Source organism: Nonomuraea glycinis, from assembly GCF_035920485.1.
Taxonomy (GTDB): domain Bacteria; phylum Actinomycetota; class Actinomycetes; order Streptosporangiales; family Streptosporangiaceae; genus Nonomuraea; species Nonomuraea glycinis.
In genome coordinates this window covers 442,025-461,550 of the sequence record NZ_CP109166.1, presented here as the reverse complement: position 1 = coordinate 461,550, position 19,526 = coordinate 442,025, and the positions used below count along the sequence as shown (strand labels likewise).

The following is a 19,526-nucleotide window of genomic DNA, read 5'->3' as shown; positions in this document are numbered from 1 at the left end:
GCTTCGAATGGTCGCGTGCGGCTCGGTCGACGACGGCAAGTCCACCCTCATCGGCCGGCTGCTCGCCAGCACCGGCGGCGCCACCGAGGACCAGCTCGACTACGCGCGGCGGACCCGGCGCGGCGGCTCCACGATCCCGGCCGGCGCGGTGGACTACTCGCTGCTGACCGACGGGCTGGAGGCGGAGCACGAGCAGGGCATCACCATCGACGTCGCCCACCGCTTCCTGGACCTGCCGTCCGGGCGCCGGGTGATCATCGCCGACGCGCCGGGACACGAGCAGTACACCCGCAACATGGCGGTCGCGGCGTCCACCGCGGACGTCGCCGTCTTACTCGTCGACGCCACGAAGGGCATCCGCGAGCAGACCCATCGGCATCTGGCGATCTGCGCGCTGATGGGCGTGCGGGCCGTCATCGCGGTGGTCAACAAGCTCGACGCGCTGGACTACGACCAGGCGGTGTTCGACAAGCTCGCGAGCGAGGTGCTGTCGGCGGCGGCCGGCTTCGACATGACGGCCGGCGTCATCCCGGCCAGCGCGCTCGGCGGGGACAACGTCGTCGCCCCCTCGCCGAACCTGCCCTGGTACGACGGGCCGACCCTGCTCGGCGCGCTGGCCGCGTGGGAGCCGCCCGAGCCGCAGCGGCCGGACGGCCCCGGTGACTACCGGCTGCCCGTCCAGTACGTCATCCGCGCGGATGACCTGCGCGGTTTCGCCGGTACGGTGGTCGGCGGCCCGGTTCGACCGGGCGACGCCGTCGCGGTCGCCGGCAGCGGCGTCGCGTCGCGGATCGACCGGCTGCTCGGCCCCGGCGGCGTCGACCTCGACCGGGCCGCGCCCGGCACCCCCGTGACGGTGACGCTGGCCGACGACGTCGACGTCCGTCGCGGGGACCTGCTGACCACGCCGGGCGCCCTGGACAACGGGCTGTCACCGGCGTCGGCGTACTCCGCCACGCTGGTCTGGACGGCCGAGGAGCCACTGCGGCACGGCCGCTCCTACCTGCTGCGGGCCGGGTCGCGGACGGTGCCGGCCGTGGTCACGAGCGTGCGCGGCCGGCTGGACGTGGTGTCCGGCGAGCAGTTCGCCGCGCGCACCCTCGACCTCAACGACCTCGGCACGGTCGAGCTGACCACCGACACCCCGCTCCCCCTGGACAGCTACCGGGCCTGCCGGGACACGGGCAGCTTCCTGCTCGTGGACCGGGTCAGCAAGGAGACCGTGGCGGCCGGCATGGTCCGGCACGCGCTGCGGCGCGGTCGCAATGTCGTCCCGCACGCCTACACCGTCGACCGCGACGCCAGGCAACGGCTGAAGGGGCAGCGGGCCAGAGTGCTGTGGCTGACCGGCCTGCCGGGCGCCGGCAAGTCGACGATCGCCGACGCGCTGGAGCGGCGGCTGCACGCCATGGGGCTGCACACCTACGTGCTCGACGGCGACAACGTCCGAAGCGGGCTGAACAAGGACCTCGGGTTCACCCCCGGGGACCGCGCGGAGAACGTGCGCCGGGTCGCCGAGCTGACCCGCATCCTGCTGGACGCCGGGCTGATCGTGGTCGTCGCGCTGGTCTCGCCGTTCCGGACGGACCGGGCGGTGGCCAAGAGCCTGTTCCAGCCGGGCGACTTCGCCGAGGTCTGGGTGAACACACCGGCCGAGGTGTGCGCGCGCCGGGACCCGAAGGGCCTGTACGCCAAGGCCAAGGCCGGCACGCTGCCGAACATGACCGGCCTCGGTCAGGTCTACGAGTCGCCGGAGCACCCTGACCTGGTGGTCGACGGCGCCGGCTCGCTCGACGACGTGACGGACGCCCTGTGCGCCTTCCTCACTGAGTGAGTGATCCACAAGGCTTCATGGTCATCCGTAGAATGCCCGTGGCGGGCATGCGCCCGGAGTCGAAGGGGCGTGGGGCGCGGATGGCCAGACGGCAGGCCCGATTCACCGCACAGGACTTGGCGGACGATCCCCGGCTGCGGGACCACTCTCCCGAGCTGTGGCGACCGGAGCTGGGGGAGGTGCAGCGCCGTCTGCTGTCCTCTGCGGTCCGCTGCTTCGCCGCGAACGGATTCCACGCCACGACCACCCGCGACATCGCCGAGGGCGTCGGGCTCAGCCCCGCCGCCCTCTACGTCCACTTCCCCTCGAAGGAACTCGTCCTGTACGAGATCATCCGGGTCGGCCACGAGCGGGTCCTGGCGCACGTCCAGGACCCGTCGATCGTGGGCTCGGGGAGCTCGGCGGATCGGCTGCGCGCCATCGTCGCGGCCTACACCGTGTGGCACGCCCGCCACCACGTGACCGCCCGCGTCTGCCAGATGGAGCTGAACGGTCTCACGGCCGAGCACTACGCCGAGATCGTGGAGGTGCGCCGCCGGACCAACGCCTACTTCCGGGGCGCGGTCGCGCGCGGCGTCGCCGACGGGACGTTCGCGCAGGTCGACGTCGAGCGCATCACTCGCGCGATGCTGTCGCTGAGCATCGACCTGGTCCGCTGGTACCGGCTCGACGGCGCCGACTCGCCGGAGCAACTGGGCGACTTCTACGCCGACCTCGCGCTGCGGTTGGTCACCGGGCCCCGCGACTAGCCCGGGGCGCCCCGCCGCCGGAATCACCGGTTGACAAGCGGCCGTCACAAGCTGACTATGCGCTTAGTAACTTCGGGGAATCGAGATCGAAACACCGTCCGCCACAGGCCTACCGACGAGTTCCGTTCCCCCTCGCATGGGAGTCGCACATGCCCCTCCTCCGTCGCAGATCCGCTGTCTTCGCCGCCCTGCTCGCGTCCCTCCTGACGCTCCCCCTGCTGCCGGTGGCCTCGCCCGCGCAGGCGGACACCCCCTGCACCCGCACGGGCAGGGCCAACGTCCCGGGAGCGCAGCACCAGGTCGCCGCCTGCCTGGACGACCTGACCACCGCCGGCACGGTCGCCTCGGGACACACCGACGCCGCCGACTGGGCGGGCCTGCACTCGGCGGCCACCCGCAACCCGGGCGGGGTGCCGGGCGTCCAGATCGACGGCTACTTCCCGGACACCTCCACGGCCAACCCCACCCACGGCTGGAACCACGACTCCCAGTTCGTGATCCGGCTGCCGAAGAGGTGGAACGGCGGGCTGGTGGTCGCGGGGGCGCCGGGGAACCGCCGCCAGTACGCCAACGACTTCACGATCTCCGACTGGGTGCTGGCCAAGGGCTACGCCTACGCCTCGACCGACAAGGGCAACGTCGACCTGGAGTTCTACCGGGACGGCAGGCGGCCCGGCGACGCCATCGTCGAGTGGTACCACCGGATGACCCAGGTCACCGTGGCCGCCAAGGCGACCGTCGCCCGCCACTACGGCAGATCCGCCCGCAGGACGTACGCGATGGGCATCTCCAACGGCGGCCAGCTGGTGCGCTGGGCGCTGGAGAACCACCCCGAGCTGTACGACGGCGGCGTCGACTCGGAAGGCACCCTCTGGCCGCCCGACAACGGCTCGAACGCGCTGGTCTACCTGCCGGTGGCGCTGCGCAACTACCCCAAGTACGCGGCGACCGGCGACCCGGAGGCGCACGCCGCGATGCTGCGGGCCGGCTTCGCCCCGGGCTCGGAGTTCCTGTGGGACTTCAACTACCGCATCCTCTGGGACGGCACGCAGCGCAGATACCGCGAGGAGATCGACCCGGGCTTCGACGGTGACCTGGAGGCGGGGATCCCGTACTGCCAGAGCGGTACGCCCAACTGCGACACCGACTACGACTACTACGCGCGCCCGAGAAGTGTGCACCAGGCGGTGCGGCGGGCCTCGATGAACGGCCGCATCGGCAAGCCGCTGATCACCGTCCAGGGAACGCTGGACACCCTGCTCCCGATCAAGGTCCACGGCGACGCGTACGCCTCCCTGGTGCGGTCGCAGGGGATGGCCTGGCGGCACCGCTACTACAGGATCGACGGCGCCTCCCACCTCGACCTCGAATACGACCTGTTCCCGGACCGGATGCGGCCCCTGCTGCCCTGCATGCGGACGGCCTTCGAGACCCTCGAACGCTGGACGGCCCCGGGCGGCGGCCACCAGCCCCCGCCCAGCGCCACCATCCCCCGCCAGACCTCCGGCGACGTGGCCAACACCTGCGCCCTCAGCTGACCGGAGCGCCCGTACCGTTATGCCGTTGCGGCTCCAGAGCCGGGTGCGGTATTGATCATGAATGTCGTTGACGGTGAGGGTGATCCGGGCGGTCCTTGACGCGCTCGACAAGACCGCGCGGATGCGGGTGGGCAGGGCGTGGGACGACCCGCCGCTGGAGCAGGTCCTGCCGCAGGTGAAGGCCGGGCGGCTGGAGCCCGGGCTGGAGCTGATCAGGCAGGCGCGCGGCGACAACGAGCTGCGGGGGCTTCGTGTCGAACAACTGGCGACCGCCGGCGCCGCGCACGCGGAGGCGTTGGGCCGGCTGGCCGGCGACGACGCGGACGGGCTGCTCTGGCTCGGTGCCGCCCGGATTCAGCAGGCGTGGGCGATTCGCGGTGCCTTCCGGGCCAAGTATGTGGGCGGGGACCGCTTCGCTCGGTTCTGGGAGGTGCTGTCGAGCGCGGCCGACCCGCTGCAGCAGGCGGCGGAGGCGCTGCCGGACGATCCCGTGCCGTGGGACCACCTGCAGTGGCACGGGATCGGCATGCAGAGCGGCAGAAAGGAGCTCGACCGTATCTGGACCGAGCTGATCGCTCGCGATCCCCGCCTGTACGTCGGGCATTACAGCCGCGCCCAGGCACTGTGCGAGAAATGGTACGGCTCCGACGAAGAGCTGCTCACCTTCGTCCGGGGCGTGACGGCGACCGCGCCCGCGGGCGACCCGGTAACCGCCATGGTGCCGCTGGCGCACTTCGAGATCGTGTGGAGCGGGATGGACGAGACCGAGCGACCCGCTCAGGAGGTCCTGGCGGCCTACTTCGGCGACTCCGCGGTGGCGGACTCGCTGGTCGAGGCGGCTGACAAGTGGCTCGACGGCAGCCGGCCGCATCCGCGTGCCCTGGACGCCATGCACCTGTTCGGCGCGGCGTTCTACTTCGGCGGTTACCTCACCCGCGCGCAGAGCCTGCTGGCGGGCTTGGGCAGGCGCATGCCGGAGAACCTGCCGTGGGCGGCCCTGTCCGTCATGCCGGCGCGCGGCTACGCCCAGGTGCGCCGGGAGCTGGGGCTTTCCTGAAATCGTCGGCGTTCGTGCCTACCACCAGGCGAAGGCGAGCCAGGCGAGGAGGGGTGCGACGAAGATCGAGATGACACCGTACGTGAGAAGCTGGCGGAACAGGCGGGGCCGGGCCGACGGTTCGGCGGCGCCGAGGATCAGTCCGCCGGTGATGCCGAGGGGGTTGATGTCGACCAGCACCGAGGCCAGGGCGAGGGCGAGCACGCCGCCGACCGGGGAGAGGCCGCCGGCCACCAGCGGGGGCAGCAGCGGCATGGCGGTCACGAACACCGCGATGGAGCTGGCGGCGAACGACGTGACACCGGCGATGTAGCACAGCACCAGCAGGCTGAGCGCCGTCGATCCCTCGACCTGCAGCAGGTCGCTGATCTGCTTGAACGCGCCCAGATGCTGCATCAGCCCTACGTACGTCAGCAGACCGCCGATCAGCAGGACGACGCCCCACGGGATCATCGAGACGATCGCGCCAGGCTTCAGGCCGAGCACCAGTTGCAGGATCATCGCCGCGGTCAGGCCGAGGTAGCCCACGTTCATGTCGAAGCCGACCGAGAGGGCGACGACGGCGAGCAGGGAGAACACCGTGAGGGCGCGGGCCTTGCGGCTTCCCGGCGCGGCCGGGACGGCGGTGTCGTCGGACGGGCCGGTCGTCGCGTCCTGTGGGTCCGGTGAGGCGCCGGTCAGGCCGGTGAGCCGGGCCGGGGCGGTGGCGCGGCCACGTGGCAGGGCGCCGGTCCGCGATCCGACGAGCAGGCAGGCCACGCATACGGCCAGCCCGGTGAGCAGCCCGCCCAGCAGGAAGGTCACCGGGGCCGTGCCGGGCAGGTCGATGCCGAGTTTGGTGCTCAGCTCGCGGGCGGTGACGCCGTAGACGGCGAGCGGTGAGAGCAGTCCGCTGATGATGCCGGTGACGCCGAGGACGGCGGCCAGCAGCGGCGAGATCCCGTACCGCGCGGCGAGGCCCAAGGCGATGGGGGCGACGATCGCGGTGGCGGCCGCGGGCAGGGTGCCGACCGCGGTCAGCACCGCGCCGACGACGAAGGGGACCAGCGCGACCAGCAACAGCCGGCCGCCGACCAGGCGGAGCAACAGGTCGAGCAGCCAGTCGAGGGTCCCGTTGAGCTGGGCGGCGGCGAACAGGGCCGTCACCCCGACGATGAGCACGAAGAAATCGGCCGGGAAGAACCCCGTCACCTCGTTCGCCGGCACCCCGGCGGCGAGCCCGAGGAGGAACGCCGCGGACAGGGCGGCCAGCCCGAGGTCGAACCCGGGCTTCAGGGTCGCCACGAAGAGGGCGACCAGCACGATGATGGATAAGACTGCCATGGTCATCAGACCACTCCTCGGTCACGCAGGTCATCGATCTCCGGCTCGGTCAGCCCGGCGAGATCCCGCAGTATGTCGGTGGTGTGCTCACCGAGAGCCGGTGCGCCGTGGCCGATCGTGGCGTCGAAGCCGGAGAATCGGCCGGCCGGGGCCTGCATGAGACGCGGCCGCCCCGAGCCTTCGCCCGGCACCTCCACCACCGACCCGCGGGCGCGGATGTGCGGGTCGGCGCAGACGTCCGCCGCCGAGTTCACCGGGCCCGCCGCCACCCCGGCCCCGATCAGCGAGGCCATCAGCGGCTCCAAGTCGTGAGCCGCGACGAAGGCGGCGACGCGCGCCTCGATCTCCTCGCGGTGCTCCAGCCGGGCGGTCATGGAGTCGTGGACGGCCAGGTCCGGAGCGTCCATGACGCCGACCAGCCGCCGCCACATCTGCTCGGTCGAGGCGGGCAGGGCCAGCCAGCGGCCGTCGCGGGTGCGGTAGAGATTGTTGGGGCTGATGTGCGGATTCTCGTTGCCCTGACGCTCCCGGCTCGCACCGGTCGCGCCGTACTCGACGACGAAGTCCTCCATCATCCGCAGCAACGGCTCGTACAAGGGGATGTCGGCCAGTTGGGCCGCACCGGTGAGATCGCGCTGGCGCAGCGCGAGCAGAGCCGCGAACGCGGCGTAGATGCCGGTGACGCCGTCGGCGACGGGGTAGCCGGAGAAGACCGGCGGCCGATCCGGGTCACCCGTGCGGTAGGTCAGACCCGCGAAGGCCTCCGCCACCCGGGCGAAGCCCGGTCGCTCGGCGTAGGGACCGGTACGGCCGAACGCGCTCACGTGGACCATCACCAGGTCCGGCCGGTACGCCCGCAGGTCGTCGAAGTCGATGCGGAACCGGCGCAGGGTGGCCGGGCGGAAGTTGGTCACCACGATGTCCGAGGCCGCGGCCAGCCTGCCGACCAGATGGGCCGCCTCGGGGTGGTGCAGGTCGATCGTGACGCTCCGCTTCGTGCGGCCGAGCATCGTCCAGGCGGCCGACACGCCGTCCTCCAGCGGCGGGTACAGCCGCGCCGGATCGCCCTCGGCGGGATGCTCGATCTTGATCACCTCGGCGCCGAACTCGCCGAGCAGTGCGGACGCCAGTGGGCCGGCCAGGATCGTCGACACGTCCAGGACGCGCACTCCGCTCATCGGGCCGTCGGACACCAGGAATTCCTTTCACATCGTGGACCTCGTATCGGGCCGGTACGAGGCTCACGTCACTATCGCTCCGCCGTCGGAGCGCTGGGAAGGCAGGATTCGACTTCACGGGTGAAAGGTTCTCCTTCTATGGTGGGCCGATGCGGGTGGAGCGAGCACGCTATTTCCTGGCCGCCGTCGAGACCGGATCGCTGCGTGCGGCGGCCGTCCGGTGCGGCGTCAGCCAGCCCACCGTCGGCCAGCAGATCGGGTTGCTGGAGGAGGAGCTCAACGTCGTCCTGCTCACCCGCAGCCGGCACGGCGTGCGGCTGACACCGGCCGGCCAGGCGCTCCTCGCGCCGCTGGGTCAGCTGGTCGCGGCCGAGGAGGCGGTACGCGAATCGGCCATGCAGGCCGGCGGCGTCTACCACGGCCGGGTCCAGATCGGCGCGGTCTCGGTGTCCGCGGAGACGATCATCGCGCCGGTCGTGGGCCGGCTCCGGGCACACCATCCCGGGCTGCGGTTCACCGTCCGCGAGGGGGCCTCGGCCGACATCGAGGGTGCCGTCCTCGACGGCGAGCTGGACTTCGGGGTGATCACCATGCCGATGGGCCCGGCCGCGACGGGGCTGCACCGTCTGCCGCTCCTCTCGGCGCCCGTCGGGGTCTACGCGCGCACCGACCATCCGCTCGCCGGTCGTGACCAGGTCGAGTGGCGCGACCTGGAGACCTGGCCCATCGTCACCATGCGGGCGGGCACCGTGATGTGGGAGGTCCTGCACCGGCACCTGCCCAGTCCCGGCATCGTCGTCCAGGCCATGTCCGCACGCACCGTCAAGGTGATGGTCGGTCAGGGGGCCGGGCTGGGCATTCTCGCCCGGTTCGACACCTCGGCCGACATCGCCGACCTGGTCTGGCTCCCTCTCCGCGACACGGACCCCGTCCACCTGTGCCTGACCCAGCGGCAGGACAGCCTGCCGTCGCAGTCCGCCCTCATCGTCCGCAGACTCATCCGGGCCAGGGCCGACGAACTGGAAGCACGGTGAGCCGCGCCGGCGTTCCTCGACACGGAACGCGGGTGACCATCGGTACAGGAGCGGCCACCGTGACAGAACCCCCGCGCGGTGGCGGGGGTTCGGGCGGGTCGGGCGAACCCGCGGGGCCGTCAGCGCACGGCGAGCAGGACGGGCCAGGTCTGCGGCCCGACGACGCCGTCGGCCTCGAGCCCCGCGGCCGTCTGCAGGGTGCGGATACCCGCGGAATGGGCCGGGGCGAACAGGGTGTCACCGACGCCGTCCAGCCCTTGGACGTCCCTGGCGAGCATCAGGTGATGCATCGTACGCACGTGAGGACCCTGGTCGCCCTGCTTGAGCAGCGGGAGTTCGTTCACGATGGCCTCCATCCAGCTCTCGGTCTGTTCGTAGTCGGGGTTCCAGAACCCGGCGATCACCGATGCGCCGCGGACGCGCCGCTTGCACACGTCGCCGGTGTTGTGCGTCGGGATGTAGTCCTGCGTCACGTACAGATGAGACGAAGCGCTCACCGAGATGCACATGACTCCCTCACGGCCTGCCGATTCCACCGAGACGATGCGGCGGTGATACGCGCCTGACCGCTTCTTGGCCATGACCCAACGCTCGGCTTTCCTCGCCAGGCGGAACGGGTTCTCGGGAAGGTAGATGTTGCGGAGAATCCACGCGTTCCTGCCGGGTTGCTCCTCGGCCTGCGCCGGCGAGGTCCAGGTAATCCCCCGCTTGGCATGAACATTGCAGTTCCCGCCAAGCGAACGGATGAGCTCCTGCACATCACGCGCGAGGCGCTCGGACACCGTGCAGAACTCCGCGCGGCCGATGCTGTCGATCGAGCCGTCTGTGTCCATGAGCCCGCGGAGCAGTTCTAGCCGGACCGGGACCGAGGCGGTGAGGTAGGTCTCTGGGATGTGCTTCTCCCAGGAGCGCAGCCCCAGGACACCCATGTCCCGAAGAGCGGCGAGAAGAGGGTTGGCCTTCCACCGGCTTGGGCCGCGAACCAGGTAGGTAGCAGTCACAGCGCCCCGGTAGCTCTTCCGAGTGGTGTTCTCGAACTCGCACCCCTCAGGAAGGAGCCCAGCGAGGTGATCCACGATCTGCTGCTCGACGGTAGTGATCTTCACCTGATCGGCACGTAGGGAACCATCGCCCAGCAGAGCTCCGAGGAGATACGGGGCGGCGGGCGGCGCGCCTGGCGCGTCGAACTCGACCGGCGCGAGGGCTGGGAGACGAACGCGGCGGCCAGCATCGACCTTCGCCTTCACGTCCATTGTGGTCAGTACGACGGGCGCCCCTCCGTCACGCGTGGTGACCTCCCACAGGTGCTCGTCGCAGGCGAGCGCCGACTGTCCGCTCGCAGTTGTGACCCGGTAGATGTCACGCATCCCCTTGGGGTGAATGCCGGTGACCTTCGACGACTGCCCCATCGGGTCGATGACCAAGTCTCCGATCCTCAGCTGCCCTATGGTCGTCCACCCGGTAGGCGTGAGCACGGGCGCGCTGTAAGGCTGCGCATTCCCTTCTATTGTCTGCACTCGACCATCTTGCAGGTTCTTCTCGACGATCCCGATGTGGTCGATCCGGTCGATGGAGTCGGTGCCGTCCCAGTCGAAGAACACCAGCGCGCCGGGCCGTGCGTGCTGTTTGATCTCGGCGGCGGTGCCCGCATGCCAGCGGCCCAGTCCTTCGCCGTCCCGGGCGTGCCACACCGTGAAGGCGCGATCGCCCTTCGGCAGGACCGCCGTGGCGTTGTCGGAGTGCCGTGCCCAGCAGGTGATGGCCATGTTGCACCACGGTCCCCCCAGGAACTGCGAGCCGTTGCGTTCGGCGTACCAGCGGGTGACGACGTTCGGGCGGCCGGACAGGCCGAGGTCCTCTCTCGCCCGTGCCAGCATCTTTTCGGCGGTCATGACGGTTGACTCCCTCCGTTCGGTCCCTCCTCGTAGATGCCGGTCGCCGGGTTGAGTACGTAGCCCAGCGAGACCAGGACCTGTTCCTCGTCCGACTCGGTGGCACCCCACTCATGGGTGTCCACGGCTTTCGCGACGAGCTCTGCTTCCGGTCTCTCGCTCATGATCAGCCTTCCTGGTCCGGGCGCGACGCCCCTGACGCTCAGGCATGAATGACCCAAGGACGTTATGAACGCCGCGAGTCATCGGGATGGAGAGGCTGGCCGGTATCGCCGCCGGCTCCAGCCGCCGGGGCCGTCCGGGACAGGCGACATGCCACGAAGACGGCCACGGCACAGGTACGTACCTGCTGATGGCCATGCCCCTACCGACCGGGCTTATCCACTCAAAACCACCAAATCATCATTAACATGCCTGATGCGGATATTTATTGATTATCAGCTATCGTGGTGGTGAAACATCGCGAATGGCCTGGAAAACAGCCGCATCGTAAGGAATAGGCAGTAGGCCATTGTCGAGCGAGCCGGCCGCCCTTATCCGTAGGCGGCCCTGGGCGACGACCAGAGTTGCCGACCCTTCACCGTGACGTTTGTGCGGAGCTTATTGTCCCGAACGTCACGATCGTGGGAACCACCTGGTGACGCAGGAGATGACCATGTTCGGTGTCGATGTGTCCAACTGGAACGGCAGGGTGGACTGGAACGCCGTCGCGGCGGCGGGTGTCGAGTTCGCCTTCGCCAAGACGACGGAGGGCGTCCATCTGGGCGCTCTCCAAGAATGACTTTCCGGGGCTTTGGAGAACAGGCGATTTCGCGGCACGTCAATGCGGTGCGGGTCGATTGATCCGATCCACCCGGGGATGAAGGGAGGACGCAATGTCCGAGGACGGAATACCTGGGGAAAGCAGCCTCGACACTCCCATCGACTGGAGTCAGTTTCCCGAACTGGTACGCGCGACGACCTTCGGTGGCGACATCGACGCCTACCTCACCGACATCGGGGTCGACCCCTCTGTCCTGAGCGGTGATGACATCGTCTGAAAGGTAGGATTGCCATGGTCTGCATGACCGAGAAGCTGACCGCGGGAGTCGCCGGCTCCGCCGTTCTCGCCAGCGGCGCCGGGCTCATCGCGTCGACCGCGACCGGCCCCGCCTTCTTCGCCGTCGCCGTTGGGTGGTTGACGACGTGTGCGGGATACGGCATCGCCCTGGGGAAGGTGGCTCTCTGCCTGGAAGCCAGCGGCCACCCCGAGATGGCGCAGAGGATCCGGGAGAAGGCGGACGCCATCATGCGGGAAATCGAGGCCTTCAAGGAGTTCGCCAGATCCGTCGGCGCGAGTATGTGAGCTCCGCGTTCCCCTGATGCCGGACGTGGCGCCGCGAACGTCGATTATCGGGCGTTGAGTTCGGTGTTGATGATCGCTTCGACCAGGACTTCGCCGTTCGGGGTCAGTTCGATGTGGCCGGTCGGTTCGTTCAGCCGGAGGAGGCCGCGGTCGGCCAGTGAGTCGAACTGTTCGCGCCACGGCTCGGCGAACAGGGATTCGCCGGGGAAGCGCTCCCGGTGCGGGCGGTCGTCGAGGGGGCGGAGGGTGGAGAGGGCCATTTTGATCGAGCGGGCCTCTCGTGCCCGGCCGGAGAAGCCTGTGGCCGAGCCGAGTGGGATGCGGCCTGCCTCGACGTGTTCGGCGTAGCGTTTCCAGTTCACGTCGGTGATCGCTTCCGAGGCTCGGCAGCTGGAGCTGCCGCCGAGGCCGATCGCCACCTCGGCCTCCTGCCGGTCCTGGTCGACCATGATCGACTTCCACTTCTCCGGGCCGAGACCGTCCCGGGCGAAGTACATCGTCGGGTGCTCGGTGTAGCCGCCCGCCCGCAGTCCCTCGGTGAGGATCTCGCGCATCTGGTACTGCTCGCCCAGCGGCGGCCAGCGGTGCCCGGCGCGCACCAGCCGGTCGCGGTAGTCGGGCAGTTGCCAGGCGGCGGGCTGCACCCCGGCGACCCCGGTCCGGGTGTCCGTATAGGACTTCAGGTGCAGCTTGGTGCAGACCACCGCGGTCGGCCGTTCGGTGAGCACCACCTCCAGGTCGCGGCGCACGCTGTCCACGCTCTGGTCCAGCAGGCCGTACATCAGGTCGATGCTGACCCAGTCGAAGCCGGCGCGGTGCGCGTTGCGGATGAACTCCACGCACATGTCCGCGGTGTGCTCCCGCCCTGACTGCCGCAGCACCGGGTCGTCGAACGACTGCACCCCGCTGGACAGCTTGGTGCAGCCCAGCTCGGCGAGCAGGTCGAGCTTGTCCGGGGTGAACGTGCTCGGGTCGCCCTCGAAGCGGATCGTGGTGTCCGGGCCGAAGCCGAAGTTCTCCCGGTAGAAGTCGAGCAGCCTGCGGATGGCGTCCTTGGGCAGCAGCGACGGCGTGCCCCCGAACACGTTGAACTCGCCGACCGGCGCCGAGGCCAGCGCGGGAACCCGGGCCAGCCACAGCTTCCCCTCCCGGATGTTCCAGTCCACCCACTGGTTCGCCTGAGCCTCGGTCACCTCCTGGCTCCCCTTGAGCAGGACGACCGGGTACTGGCAGAACCGGCAGCGGTAGGCGCAGGTGGGAATGTACGACCACAGGTGGATCGGGGCCGTGCCGGTCAGCTGCGCGTCGAGATCGTCGAGAAAGGACTCGGGGGAGTAGCCGGATTCGTTGCCCGGGAAGACATGCGCGCCGAAGGGATCCTCGACGACGTACTCCAGCAGGTGCCGGTTCTCCGGCGCGGACAGCACCTCCGTGACGGCGGGCACCGGCACGGAGCGGTCGGTCTGCCGGAGCGAGGCCAGCGCGTCCCGGTAGCTCGTCGTCATCAGAAGACGCCCCCGTTGCCGAAGTAGTTGTGCGCCTCGCCGGACTCGCGATCCTCGCAGTAGTACTTGACGAACTCGGCGAACCGGTCCGGCGGCACGTCCCGCAGGCAGGGCGGCAGCGGAGGCGGGTAGCCGATGTCCGCCCCGACGGTGGCGCGCAGCCGCGCGAAGATCTCCTCGGCGAACTCGAAGTACAGCCGGAAAGAAGGAGTCTTGTACGAGTGGATCGGCGTGAAGTCGACCACCCGCATCTCGTCCTTGATCTCCGCGATGCGGCGGCCCAGTCGCTCGGCGAGGTCCGCGCCGAAGAACTCGATCACCGCGTCGTCCTCCAGCAGGGACGGGGTGAGCAGCACCGGCAGGATGGTGTTCTTCGGGGTGAAGTCCTTGATGGAGAACTCCCACGCCTGCCTGGCCTCCTCCTCGGTGAGATCCTCGTCCGCCGGGCCGGGGTCGGCGATCCGGATGTCGCGCATCACGATGATGCCGTCCGAGCCGTACGCACGGCCGGTGATCACTTCGTCGATGGCATGGTCGACCCGCCTGGCGTTGATCTCCACCCGGGACTTCGGCGCGTAGAGGATCTCCTCGCCCGAGCCGCGCACCTTGATGCCGAAATCCCAGTCGTCGGAGAGGTGGTTGACGAACCGGCCGTCCTTGAGCTGATAGAAGATCTCGATGCCACCGACGCGGTCGTAGGTGTCCCGGTCCACGGCGAAGCCTTTGCCGTCGGGAAAGCCGCCGAACAGCGCGAAGGTGACCGCGCGGCAGCGCAGCGTCCGGGAGATGGCGTCCCACAGCCGCGGCCGGCCGGCGAAGCGCTCGGCGGCGTAGTAGTAGTCGCAGACGCCGATGGCCGCCTTGCCGGACTCCATCGCGCGGCACAGCTCGAACAGCCAGTCCGGGTCCACCCGGCAGTCCGCGTCCGCGGACACCAGCAGGAGCCGCTGGTCCGCGCCGGAGCCGCGGCCCTTGCTGCGCGCGCTCGCGAAGTCCATCCCGGTGCGGCGCGCGCAGGCGACGCCCTGCTCGGGCTCGGACAGCACGTGTACGGCCAGATCCGGATGTTCCTCGGCGAACCGGCGCGTGATGGCCACCGTGTCATCGGTGGAGTTGTTGTCGACCACCACGATCTCGTACTCGGCGCGGTCCATGCCGCGCTGGCGGTAGAGCGAGTCGAGCACGGCGGGCAGGTCCGCGGCCTCGTTGTACACCGGCAACACCACGCTGGCCTTCGTACGTCCGCCCATCGGGGTGAAGAAGAGCCGGTCCAGCAGGCGCTCGGCCTGCCCTTCGCGGAAGTGCCGCTGCCCCAGTGCGTAGTTGTGCTCAGCCATCCTCGCCCGTTCCGTCTCGTCCGTGAGCAGCTCGGCCACCTCGTCCACGAAGGACGGCGTGGGCAGATCCGTGGCGCGCACGTCCAGGACGGGCGCGCGGAAGCCCTTGGTGCCGTAGATGGTGTCGTAGAGCTCGTACTCGCTGGTCAGGTACGGCACCCCGGCGGCGATGGCCTCGCCGATCGGGTTGCCGTAACTCTCGTAGTCGTAGGAGGTGAGGAAGGAGGCCACGGTGGCGTGCGCGAGCAGGTCCCGCACGGAGTAGCCGGACCCGCCGGGGTCGGCGTCGTACGGCCGGAGCCGTCCGCCGAACACCACCCGGTCGGCGACGTCCAGCTCGGCGGCTAACGCGGTGAGCCTGGCGAACTCCGCCGGGTCCTCCGCCCGATCGCCGGCCACGAACAGGTAGGCGCCCGGCAGCGCGGCGAGCAGGTGGAGGTCGCGGTCGATCCGCTTGGGCGGCACGATCCTCGTGTAGCGCGCGATCAACGGGGCGTGTTCGGGAATGCCGTGGTCGGCGCGGAAACCGGCGTTGCCCTGGTCCACCTCGGCCCGCCGATGGCGGAAGGTGTTCGGCAGCACGCTGATCTCCCGCAGGTGCGGCGCCCACTCCAGGGTCCGCCGCCTGGCCTCCTCGTGCAGCGCGACATAGTGAATGAACGGACTGTTCACCGGGACCGGTGTGTGCGGATAGGGAAAGCGGCCGTACCTGCCGGTGCTCGGCTCGCTCTGCCACATCAGATCGTGGTCCCGCCATAACACGAAGCGACCGAGCCGGTGACGGCTTCCGTATTCTTCGATCGCCCGGTAGAGCGCGGTGGTGTATATGACGTTCTCGGGCAGCGTCCCATTCTCGACGACGACGAAAGAAACGTCATTATTCTCCCACTGAGCAATAATCCGACTTTGCAGCTCGGCGGCGATCGTATTCATCACCGAACGTAGCCGGGTGTCGTCGTTCCGTCCGATGACTTCCGCCAGCACGGCCGAAACCAGCTCCGGGGTGTAACCGTCGATGTGCTCGATGCCGTCGATCCTGCCCAGCTCAACCCACTCGGGCAGCAGCTCCGCCTCGTTTCGGTACGGACTGAAGAAAGCGTTCTTATCTGCTTTGATGTCGTAACCGAGATCCAGGTGCACCTGGAGCCCCTGGGCTCGGAAAAGTCGCGCTACCTTGACGAACTCGACGATTACCCCGGAGATGGGCGTGGCGTCGAAGGAGATCCCCCACAGGGCTGACATGGATGCGTCCACGCTCCCTTACACACCGTTAACAAATGGTTAATCGGTGAAGTTAATGTTACGTCCGAATACATCGACAGCACAACGGGGAGCTAACTTTGACATCTTCGCGAATCGCGGTCGCCGTGTCATTCGTGGTCAACGGCGCGCTCTACGGATCGTGGGCCGCCCGCGTTCCGGCGCTCGCCGACCAGGTCGGCGCCGGGGTGGACGGCGTCGGGCTGGCGCTGCTCGGGCCGGCCGTGGCCATGGTCCTCACCACCTCCCCGGCCGCCAGGGCGTGCGCCCACTGGGGTCCGCGGCGGGTGCTCGTGACCTGCCTGACGGCGGCCTGCCTCCTGCTGCCGGTGCTCGGCCTGGCCGATTCGGTGTGGACGCTCGGGCTGGCGCTGGCCCTGCTCGGCGGGCTGATGGGGGCGGTGGACGTGTCGATGAACATCGCCGCCGTGGCCGTCGTACGCCGGCTGGACCGGCCGTTGATGCCGGTGTTCCACGCCGGTTTCAGCTTCGGCGTGCTGGGGGGTTCGCTCGGGGCGGCGGGCGCGGCGGCTCTGTCGTCGCCGCCCATGGCGCAGTTCACCGTGGTCGGTGTCGCGGCGCTGGCCACGGTCGCGGTGACGGCGCGCGCGATCCCCGACAACCACGCGCCGGGCGAGGACCGGCCCGCCGGTGGATTCCTGCAGGTGATGTCCCGGGGCAGGTTGTGGTTGCTGGCGGGCGTCGCGTTGTGCGCCGCGGTCGCCGAAGGCGCGTGCGCCGAGTGGTCGGCGTTGTTCCTGGTGACCGAGCGGTCGGCCGGCGACGCGGCCGCGGCGGCGGCCCACTCGGGGTTCGCGGTGGCGATCGCGGTGACCCGGCTGACCGGCGAGAGGGCACAGCGGCGGTTCGGGCCGTACCGGCTGCTCATGCTGAGCGGCATCCTGGCCGCCGCCGGACTGTTCCTGGCCGCCGTGGTGCCGTCCGCCGTGGCCGGGTACGCCGGGTTCGCGATCGCGGGGATCGGGCTGGCGTTCTGCTTCCCGCTCGCCATGGACCTCGCCGGGGCGGCGGGCAACGAGCCGGGCGGCACCGGCGGAGACCGCGAGCTGGGCTTCGTCACCACCGTCGCCTACGCCGGCCTGCTCGCCGGGCCGCCGATGATCGGGGGAGTGGCGACACTGGCCGACCTGACCGTGGCGATGGGGCTGGTCGGCGTGATCGCCCTGCTCATCGTGCCCGTCACCGTCGCCGCCCGGCCCCGATGGTAGGCACGCGTGGACTCATCGCAGACTGTCGACGGTGAGGGCCGCCATGCGGCGTAGCCGCGCCTCCTGGGTCAATGAGGTGCCCAGCCGGTTGAGGTGCAGGTGCAGGCAGCGGTTCAGCGCGTGGGTGATGGGCCGGGGGTACGCGGGGGAGAAGGCGCCCTGGAGCTGGAGAGTGGTCAGCCGGTCGCGCAGTTCGCGGACGGAGCCCAGCCAGGCCAGGACGGGGACGTGCGGCGCGGTGGCGGGGTCGGTGGTCCGCAGGCGCTCGGCCATCGCGGTGAGCTCGTCCCGGGAGCGGGCCCAGGCCGCTTTCGCCTGCTGGACGTCGGAAGTCGCGTCGGTAGCCGTGCCGGAAGCCGCGTCGGTAGCCGTGCCGGTAGCCGCGTCGGTAGCCGTGCCGGAAGTCGCATCGGAAGTCGTGCCGGACGTCGCGGTGGGGGAAGGAGCCGGAGGGGCGCCGTTCATCATCATCCGGGCTCGGTCGGGGACGGGAGTGCCGGGGGGCGCGGTCGGCAGGCTCAGCAGCGTGGCCAGGGTCATCGTCATCGCCGCGGACAGCCGCTGGGACGGCGGTGTCCGCAGCGTGTCGAGGGCGATCGCGGTGGAGGCGCAGAAGTGGCGTTCGACCGCGGCCAGCGACGTTCCGTGGCCGAAGGAGGCGTGTTCGGGCGGGTAGGGGACCGCTCGGATGGTGTCCGGCGGGAGCAGGTGGCGTTCGTACACGGAGAGGTTCTCGGCGGCGGCGAAGTCGGCGGCGAGGCGCTTGTAGCCGGCCGGGTCCATCGGGTGGCGGGAGGGGTGGGCGCGCAGGTGGGCGCCGAGCCGATCGGTCACCCGCGCGCGCACCTCGCCGGTGCGCGCGGCCGAGGTCCGCATGCGGAGCCGGAGGTGCGGGCCGCCGTCCCAGTAGCGCAGATAGAAGAAGCCGAGGACGAGACCGTCGGCGACGAGTTCGGCCATGAGCGGGGCGACCTGGGTCAGCAGCAGGTCGTCATGGTCGTCGTGCCGGAAGACGTGGACGCTCTCCCACACCGCCCCGGTCACCGTCCCTCGCCGAGCGACTCGCCGAGCGACTCGACGGGCGACTCGACGGGCGGCTCGACGGGCGGCCTCGGATGCTCGGCGACGAACCTGCGCAGGAACTCGATCGCGGACACGTCGTACACGTCCTCGATGGCGTTGGCCGCCAGGTGGCACAGGAGGCCGCGTTCGCGCAGCGCGATGCCCGAACGCGTCAGGAACGAGTACGTGTAGTTCAGCACGACGCGGTAGCGCTGGAACACCGGGTTGCCGAACCCTTTCGCCAGATACTCGTCATTGCTGTACGCCAGGCGCAGGTACTCGCTGCCGCCCGGTGCCGGGGGGACTCGCCGGCCGGGGGCGAAGGGCGAGGCCACCACGCCGCCTTCGATGATCGGATCGGCACGCTCGGCGTGGTTCACGATCAGGTCAGCCCAATCGAGGACGAACGGGAGAGGCTCGCCGGTGCCGTCCAGCGCGTGGATCACGGCGCGCATGCGGCCGACGACCAGGTCGCGATTCTCCTGGTATTTCGCCTCGAACGCCGACCGCCAGGTCTCGGGCTCGGCGCACCGGTTGAGGAAGCCTTCCGCGTGCGCCCGGAAGGAGCCGACGTTGCGCCGGAGCCCGCCCTCGGCGTGCGCGGTGGTGAACAGCAAGGTCAGCATGAGCAGATCCCGGCGATCGTCCCCTTCCCTGATATATCGCAACATGTCCAGGTAGAGCCCGTTGCTCTCCACGGCGAAGTCCGTGACCAGGTCCGCCACCTCCTGGCTGCCTCCCACCGCGTGCGCCCGGGACCGGTACGGCGGGAAGGTGATCGTGTTGTCGGGCTGCCACGGGGTGAGCGGCCCGATCTCCTCCTCGGCCTCGGCGAGCACCCGGTGCCGGGGGAGCAGGGCCCGCTCGTCGAGCCGGGCCGTGGACGGATGGTCCCTGAGGTAGGCCCCGATCGCCTCCTCGATCGCCGGGCGGATGACCCCGGCCCAGTGGTGGTCGGCCGCGCGGATGTTGATGCGGACATGCGGTCCCTGACGCCAGTGCGGGACGACGAAGACGGCCTCCGTCACCGCGGTCAGCCGATCGAGCAGCGGGCGCACGGCGTCGACCAGGAGCCCGGACTTGTCCTTGTCGTAGTAGTAGACGTACGCGCTGTGCCATCGCACCGCGGCGTCCCCGGCGGGCCGCATCGTCATCCCATCACCTTTCTCCTGAGGGCCGGGGC

General features: G+C 70.0%; 17 protein-coding genes. 9 read left to right on the top strand and 8 right to left on the bottom strand.

Annotated features, from left to right (window positions below):
* Nucleotides 1-7 precede the first annotated feature (7 nt).
* The 4 genes from cysC (at nt 8) to OHA68_RS02025 (ending at nt 5,178) form a co-directional block, all read left to right on the top strand.
* Entirely contained in the window at nt 8-1,834 is a 1,827-nt protein-coding gene (gene cysC, locus OHA68_RS02040) for an adenylyl-sulfate kinase (RefSeq protein ID WP_327109443.1), read from the top strand.
* 17 nt (nt 1,835-1,851) lie between these two features.
* Entirely contained in the window at nt 1,852-2,583 is a 732-nt protein-coding gene (locus OHA68_RS02035) for a TetR/AcrR family transcriptional regulator (RefSeq protein WP_327106094.1), read from the top strand.
* 149 nt (nt 2,584-2,732) lie between these two features.
* Nucleotides 2,733-4,121: a tannase/feruloyl esterase family alpha/beta hydrolase gene (locus OHA68_RS02030; protein WP_327106093.1), complete on the top strand. Its 1,389-nt coding sequence runs from the start codon at nt 2,733-2,735 to the stop codon at nt 4,119-4,121.
* A gap of 61 nt (nt 4,122-4,182) precedes the next feature.
* A complete protein-coding gene (locus OHA68_RS02025) occupies nt 4,183-5,178 on the top strand; it encodes a hypothetical protein (RefSeq protein WP_327106092.1) in 996 nt (331 codons plus the stop codon).
* An 18-nt stretch (nt 5,179-5,196) separates the two neighbouring features.
* Here the strand turns inward: OHA68_RS02025 and OHA68_RS02020 are convergent, their stop codons facing one another.
* Both OHA68_RS02020 and OHA68_RS02015 read right to left on the bottom strand, forming a co-directional pair.
* Nucleotides 5,197-6,507 carry an SLC13 family permease gene (locus OHA68_RS02020; RefSeq protein WP_327106091.1) on the bottom strand — a complete coding sequence of 437 codons (1,311 nt, stop codon included), beginning with the start codon at nt 6,505-6,507 and terminating at the stop codon, nt 5,197-5,199.
* Nucleotides 6,507-7,694 (bottom strand): CaiB/BaiF CoA transferase family protein, encoded by a 1,188-nt coding sequence (locus OHA68_RS02015; protein WP_327106090.1) that lies wholly within the window; start codon nt 7,692-7,694, stop codon nt 6,507-6,509. The genes OHA68_RS02020 and OHA68_RS02015 overlap by 1 nt, the downstream gene beginning before the upstream one ends.
* 134 nt (nt 7,695-7,828) lie before the next feature.
* Here OHA68_RS02015 and OHA68_RS02010 point away from each other — a divergent pair, with 134 nt between their 5' ends.
* Nucleotides 7,829-8,713 carry a LysR family transcriptional regulator gene (locus OHA68_RS02010; protein WP_327106089.1) on the top strand — a complete coding sequence of 295 codons (885 nt, stop codon included), beginning with the start codon at nt 7,829-7,831 and terminating at the stop codon, nt 8,711-8,713.
* Nucleotides 8,714-8,832: 119 nt separating this feature from the next.
* Here the strand turns inward: OHA68_RS02010 and OHA68_RS02005 are convergent, their stop codons facing one another.
* Nucleotides 8,833-10,605 (bottom strand): LAGLIDADG family homing endonuclease, encoded by a 1,773-nt coding sequence (locus OHA68_RS02005; RefSeq protein ID WP_327106088.1) that lies wholly within the window; start codon nt 10,603-10,605, stop codon nt 8,833-8,835.
* Nucleotides 10,602-10,769, bottom strand: coding sequence for a hypothetical protein (locus OHA68_RS02000; RefSeq protein ID WP_327106087.1), 168 nt, complete (start codon nt 10,767-10,769; stop codon nt 10,602-10,604). The genes OHA68_RS02005 and OHA68_RS02000 overlap by 4 nt, the downstream gene beginning before the upstream one ends.
* Nucleotides 10,770-11,260: 491 nt before the next feature.
* On the opposite strand from OHA68_RS02000, the gene OHA68_RS01995 reads away from it, so the two are divergent.
* The 3 genes from OHA68_RS01995 to OHA68_RS01985 all read left to right on the top strand — a co-directional run bounded on the left by OHA68_RS01995 (nt 11,261) and on the right by OHA68_RS01985 (nt 11,950).
* Nucleotides 11,261-11,386 (top strand): GH25 family lysozyme, encoded by a 126-nt coding sequence (locus tag OHA68_RS01995; protein ID WP_327106086.1) that lies wholly within the window; start codon nt 11,261-11,263, stop codon nt 11,384-11,386.
* A gap of 94 nt (nt 11,387-11,480) precedes the next feature.
* A complete protein-coding gene (locus OHA68_RS01990; protein ID WP_327106085.1) occupies nt 11,481-11,645 on the top strand; it encodes a hypothetical protein in 165 nt (54 codons plus the stop codon).
* A 23-nt stretch (nt 11,646-11,668) separates the two neighbouring features.
* Nucleotides 11,669-11,950, top strand: a complete 282-nt coding sequence (locus OHA68_RS01985) for a hypothetical protein (RefSeq protein ID WP_327106084.1) — start codon at nt 11,669-11,671, stop codon at nt 11,948-11,950.
* Between the two features lie 44 nt (nt 11,951-11,994).
* Here the strand turns inward: OHA68_RS01985 and OHA68_RS01980 are convergent, their stop codons facing one another.
* Both OHA68_RS01980 and OHA68_RS01975 read right to left on the bottom strand, forming a co-directional pair.
* Complete coding sequence (locus OHA68_RS01980; RefSeq protein ID WP_327106083.1) at nt 11,995-13,455, bottom strand: radical SAM protein; 1,461 nt, start codon at nt 13,453-13,455, stop codon at nt 11,995-11,997.
* On the bottom strand, nt 13,455-16,034 hold the full coding sequence (locus tag OHA68_RS01975; protein ID WP_327106082.1) for a glycosyltransferase: 2,580 nt from the start codon (nt 16,032-16,034) through the stop codon (nt 13,455-13,457). The genes OHA68_RS01980 and OHA68_RS01975 overlap by 1 nt, the downstream gene beginning before the upstream one ends.
* A 98-nt stretch (nt 16,035-16,132) precedes the next feature.
* On the opposite strand from OHA68_RS01975, the gene OHA68_RS01970 reads away from it, so the two are divergent.
* Entirely contained in the window at nt 16,133-17,281 is a 1,149-nt protein-coding gene (locus OHA68_RS01970; RefSeq protein ID WP_189136902.1) for an MFS transporter, read from the top strand.
* A gap of 12 nt (nt 17,282-17,293) precedes the next feature.
* Here the strand turns inward: OHA68_RS01970 and OHA68_RS01965 are convergent, their stop codons facing one another.
* Both OHA68_RS01965 and OHA68_RS01960 read right to left on the bottom strand, forming a co-directional pair.
* A complete protein-coding gene (locus OHA68_RS01965) occupies nt 17,294-18,325 on the bottom strand; it encodes a lantibiotic dehydratase C-terminal domain-containing protein (protein WP_327106081.1) in 1,032 nt (343 codons plus the stop codon).
* Nucleotides 18,322-19,497 carry a thiopeptide maturation pyridine synthase gene (locus tag OHA68_RS01960; RefSeq protein ID WP_327106080.1) on the bottom strand — a complete coding sequence of 392 codons (1,176 nt, stop codon included), beginning with the start codon at nt 19,495-19,497 and terminating at the stop codon, nt 18,322-18,324. Before OHA68_RS01960 ends, OHA68_RS01965 begins: the two co-directional genes overlap by 4 nt.
* Nucleotides 19,498-19,526 lie beyond the last annotated feature (29 nt).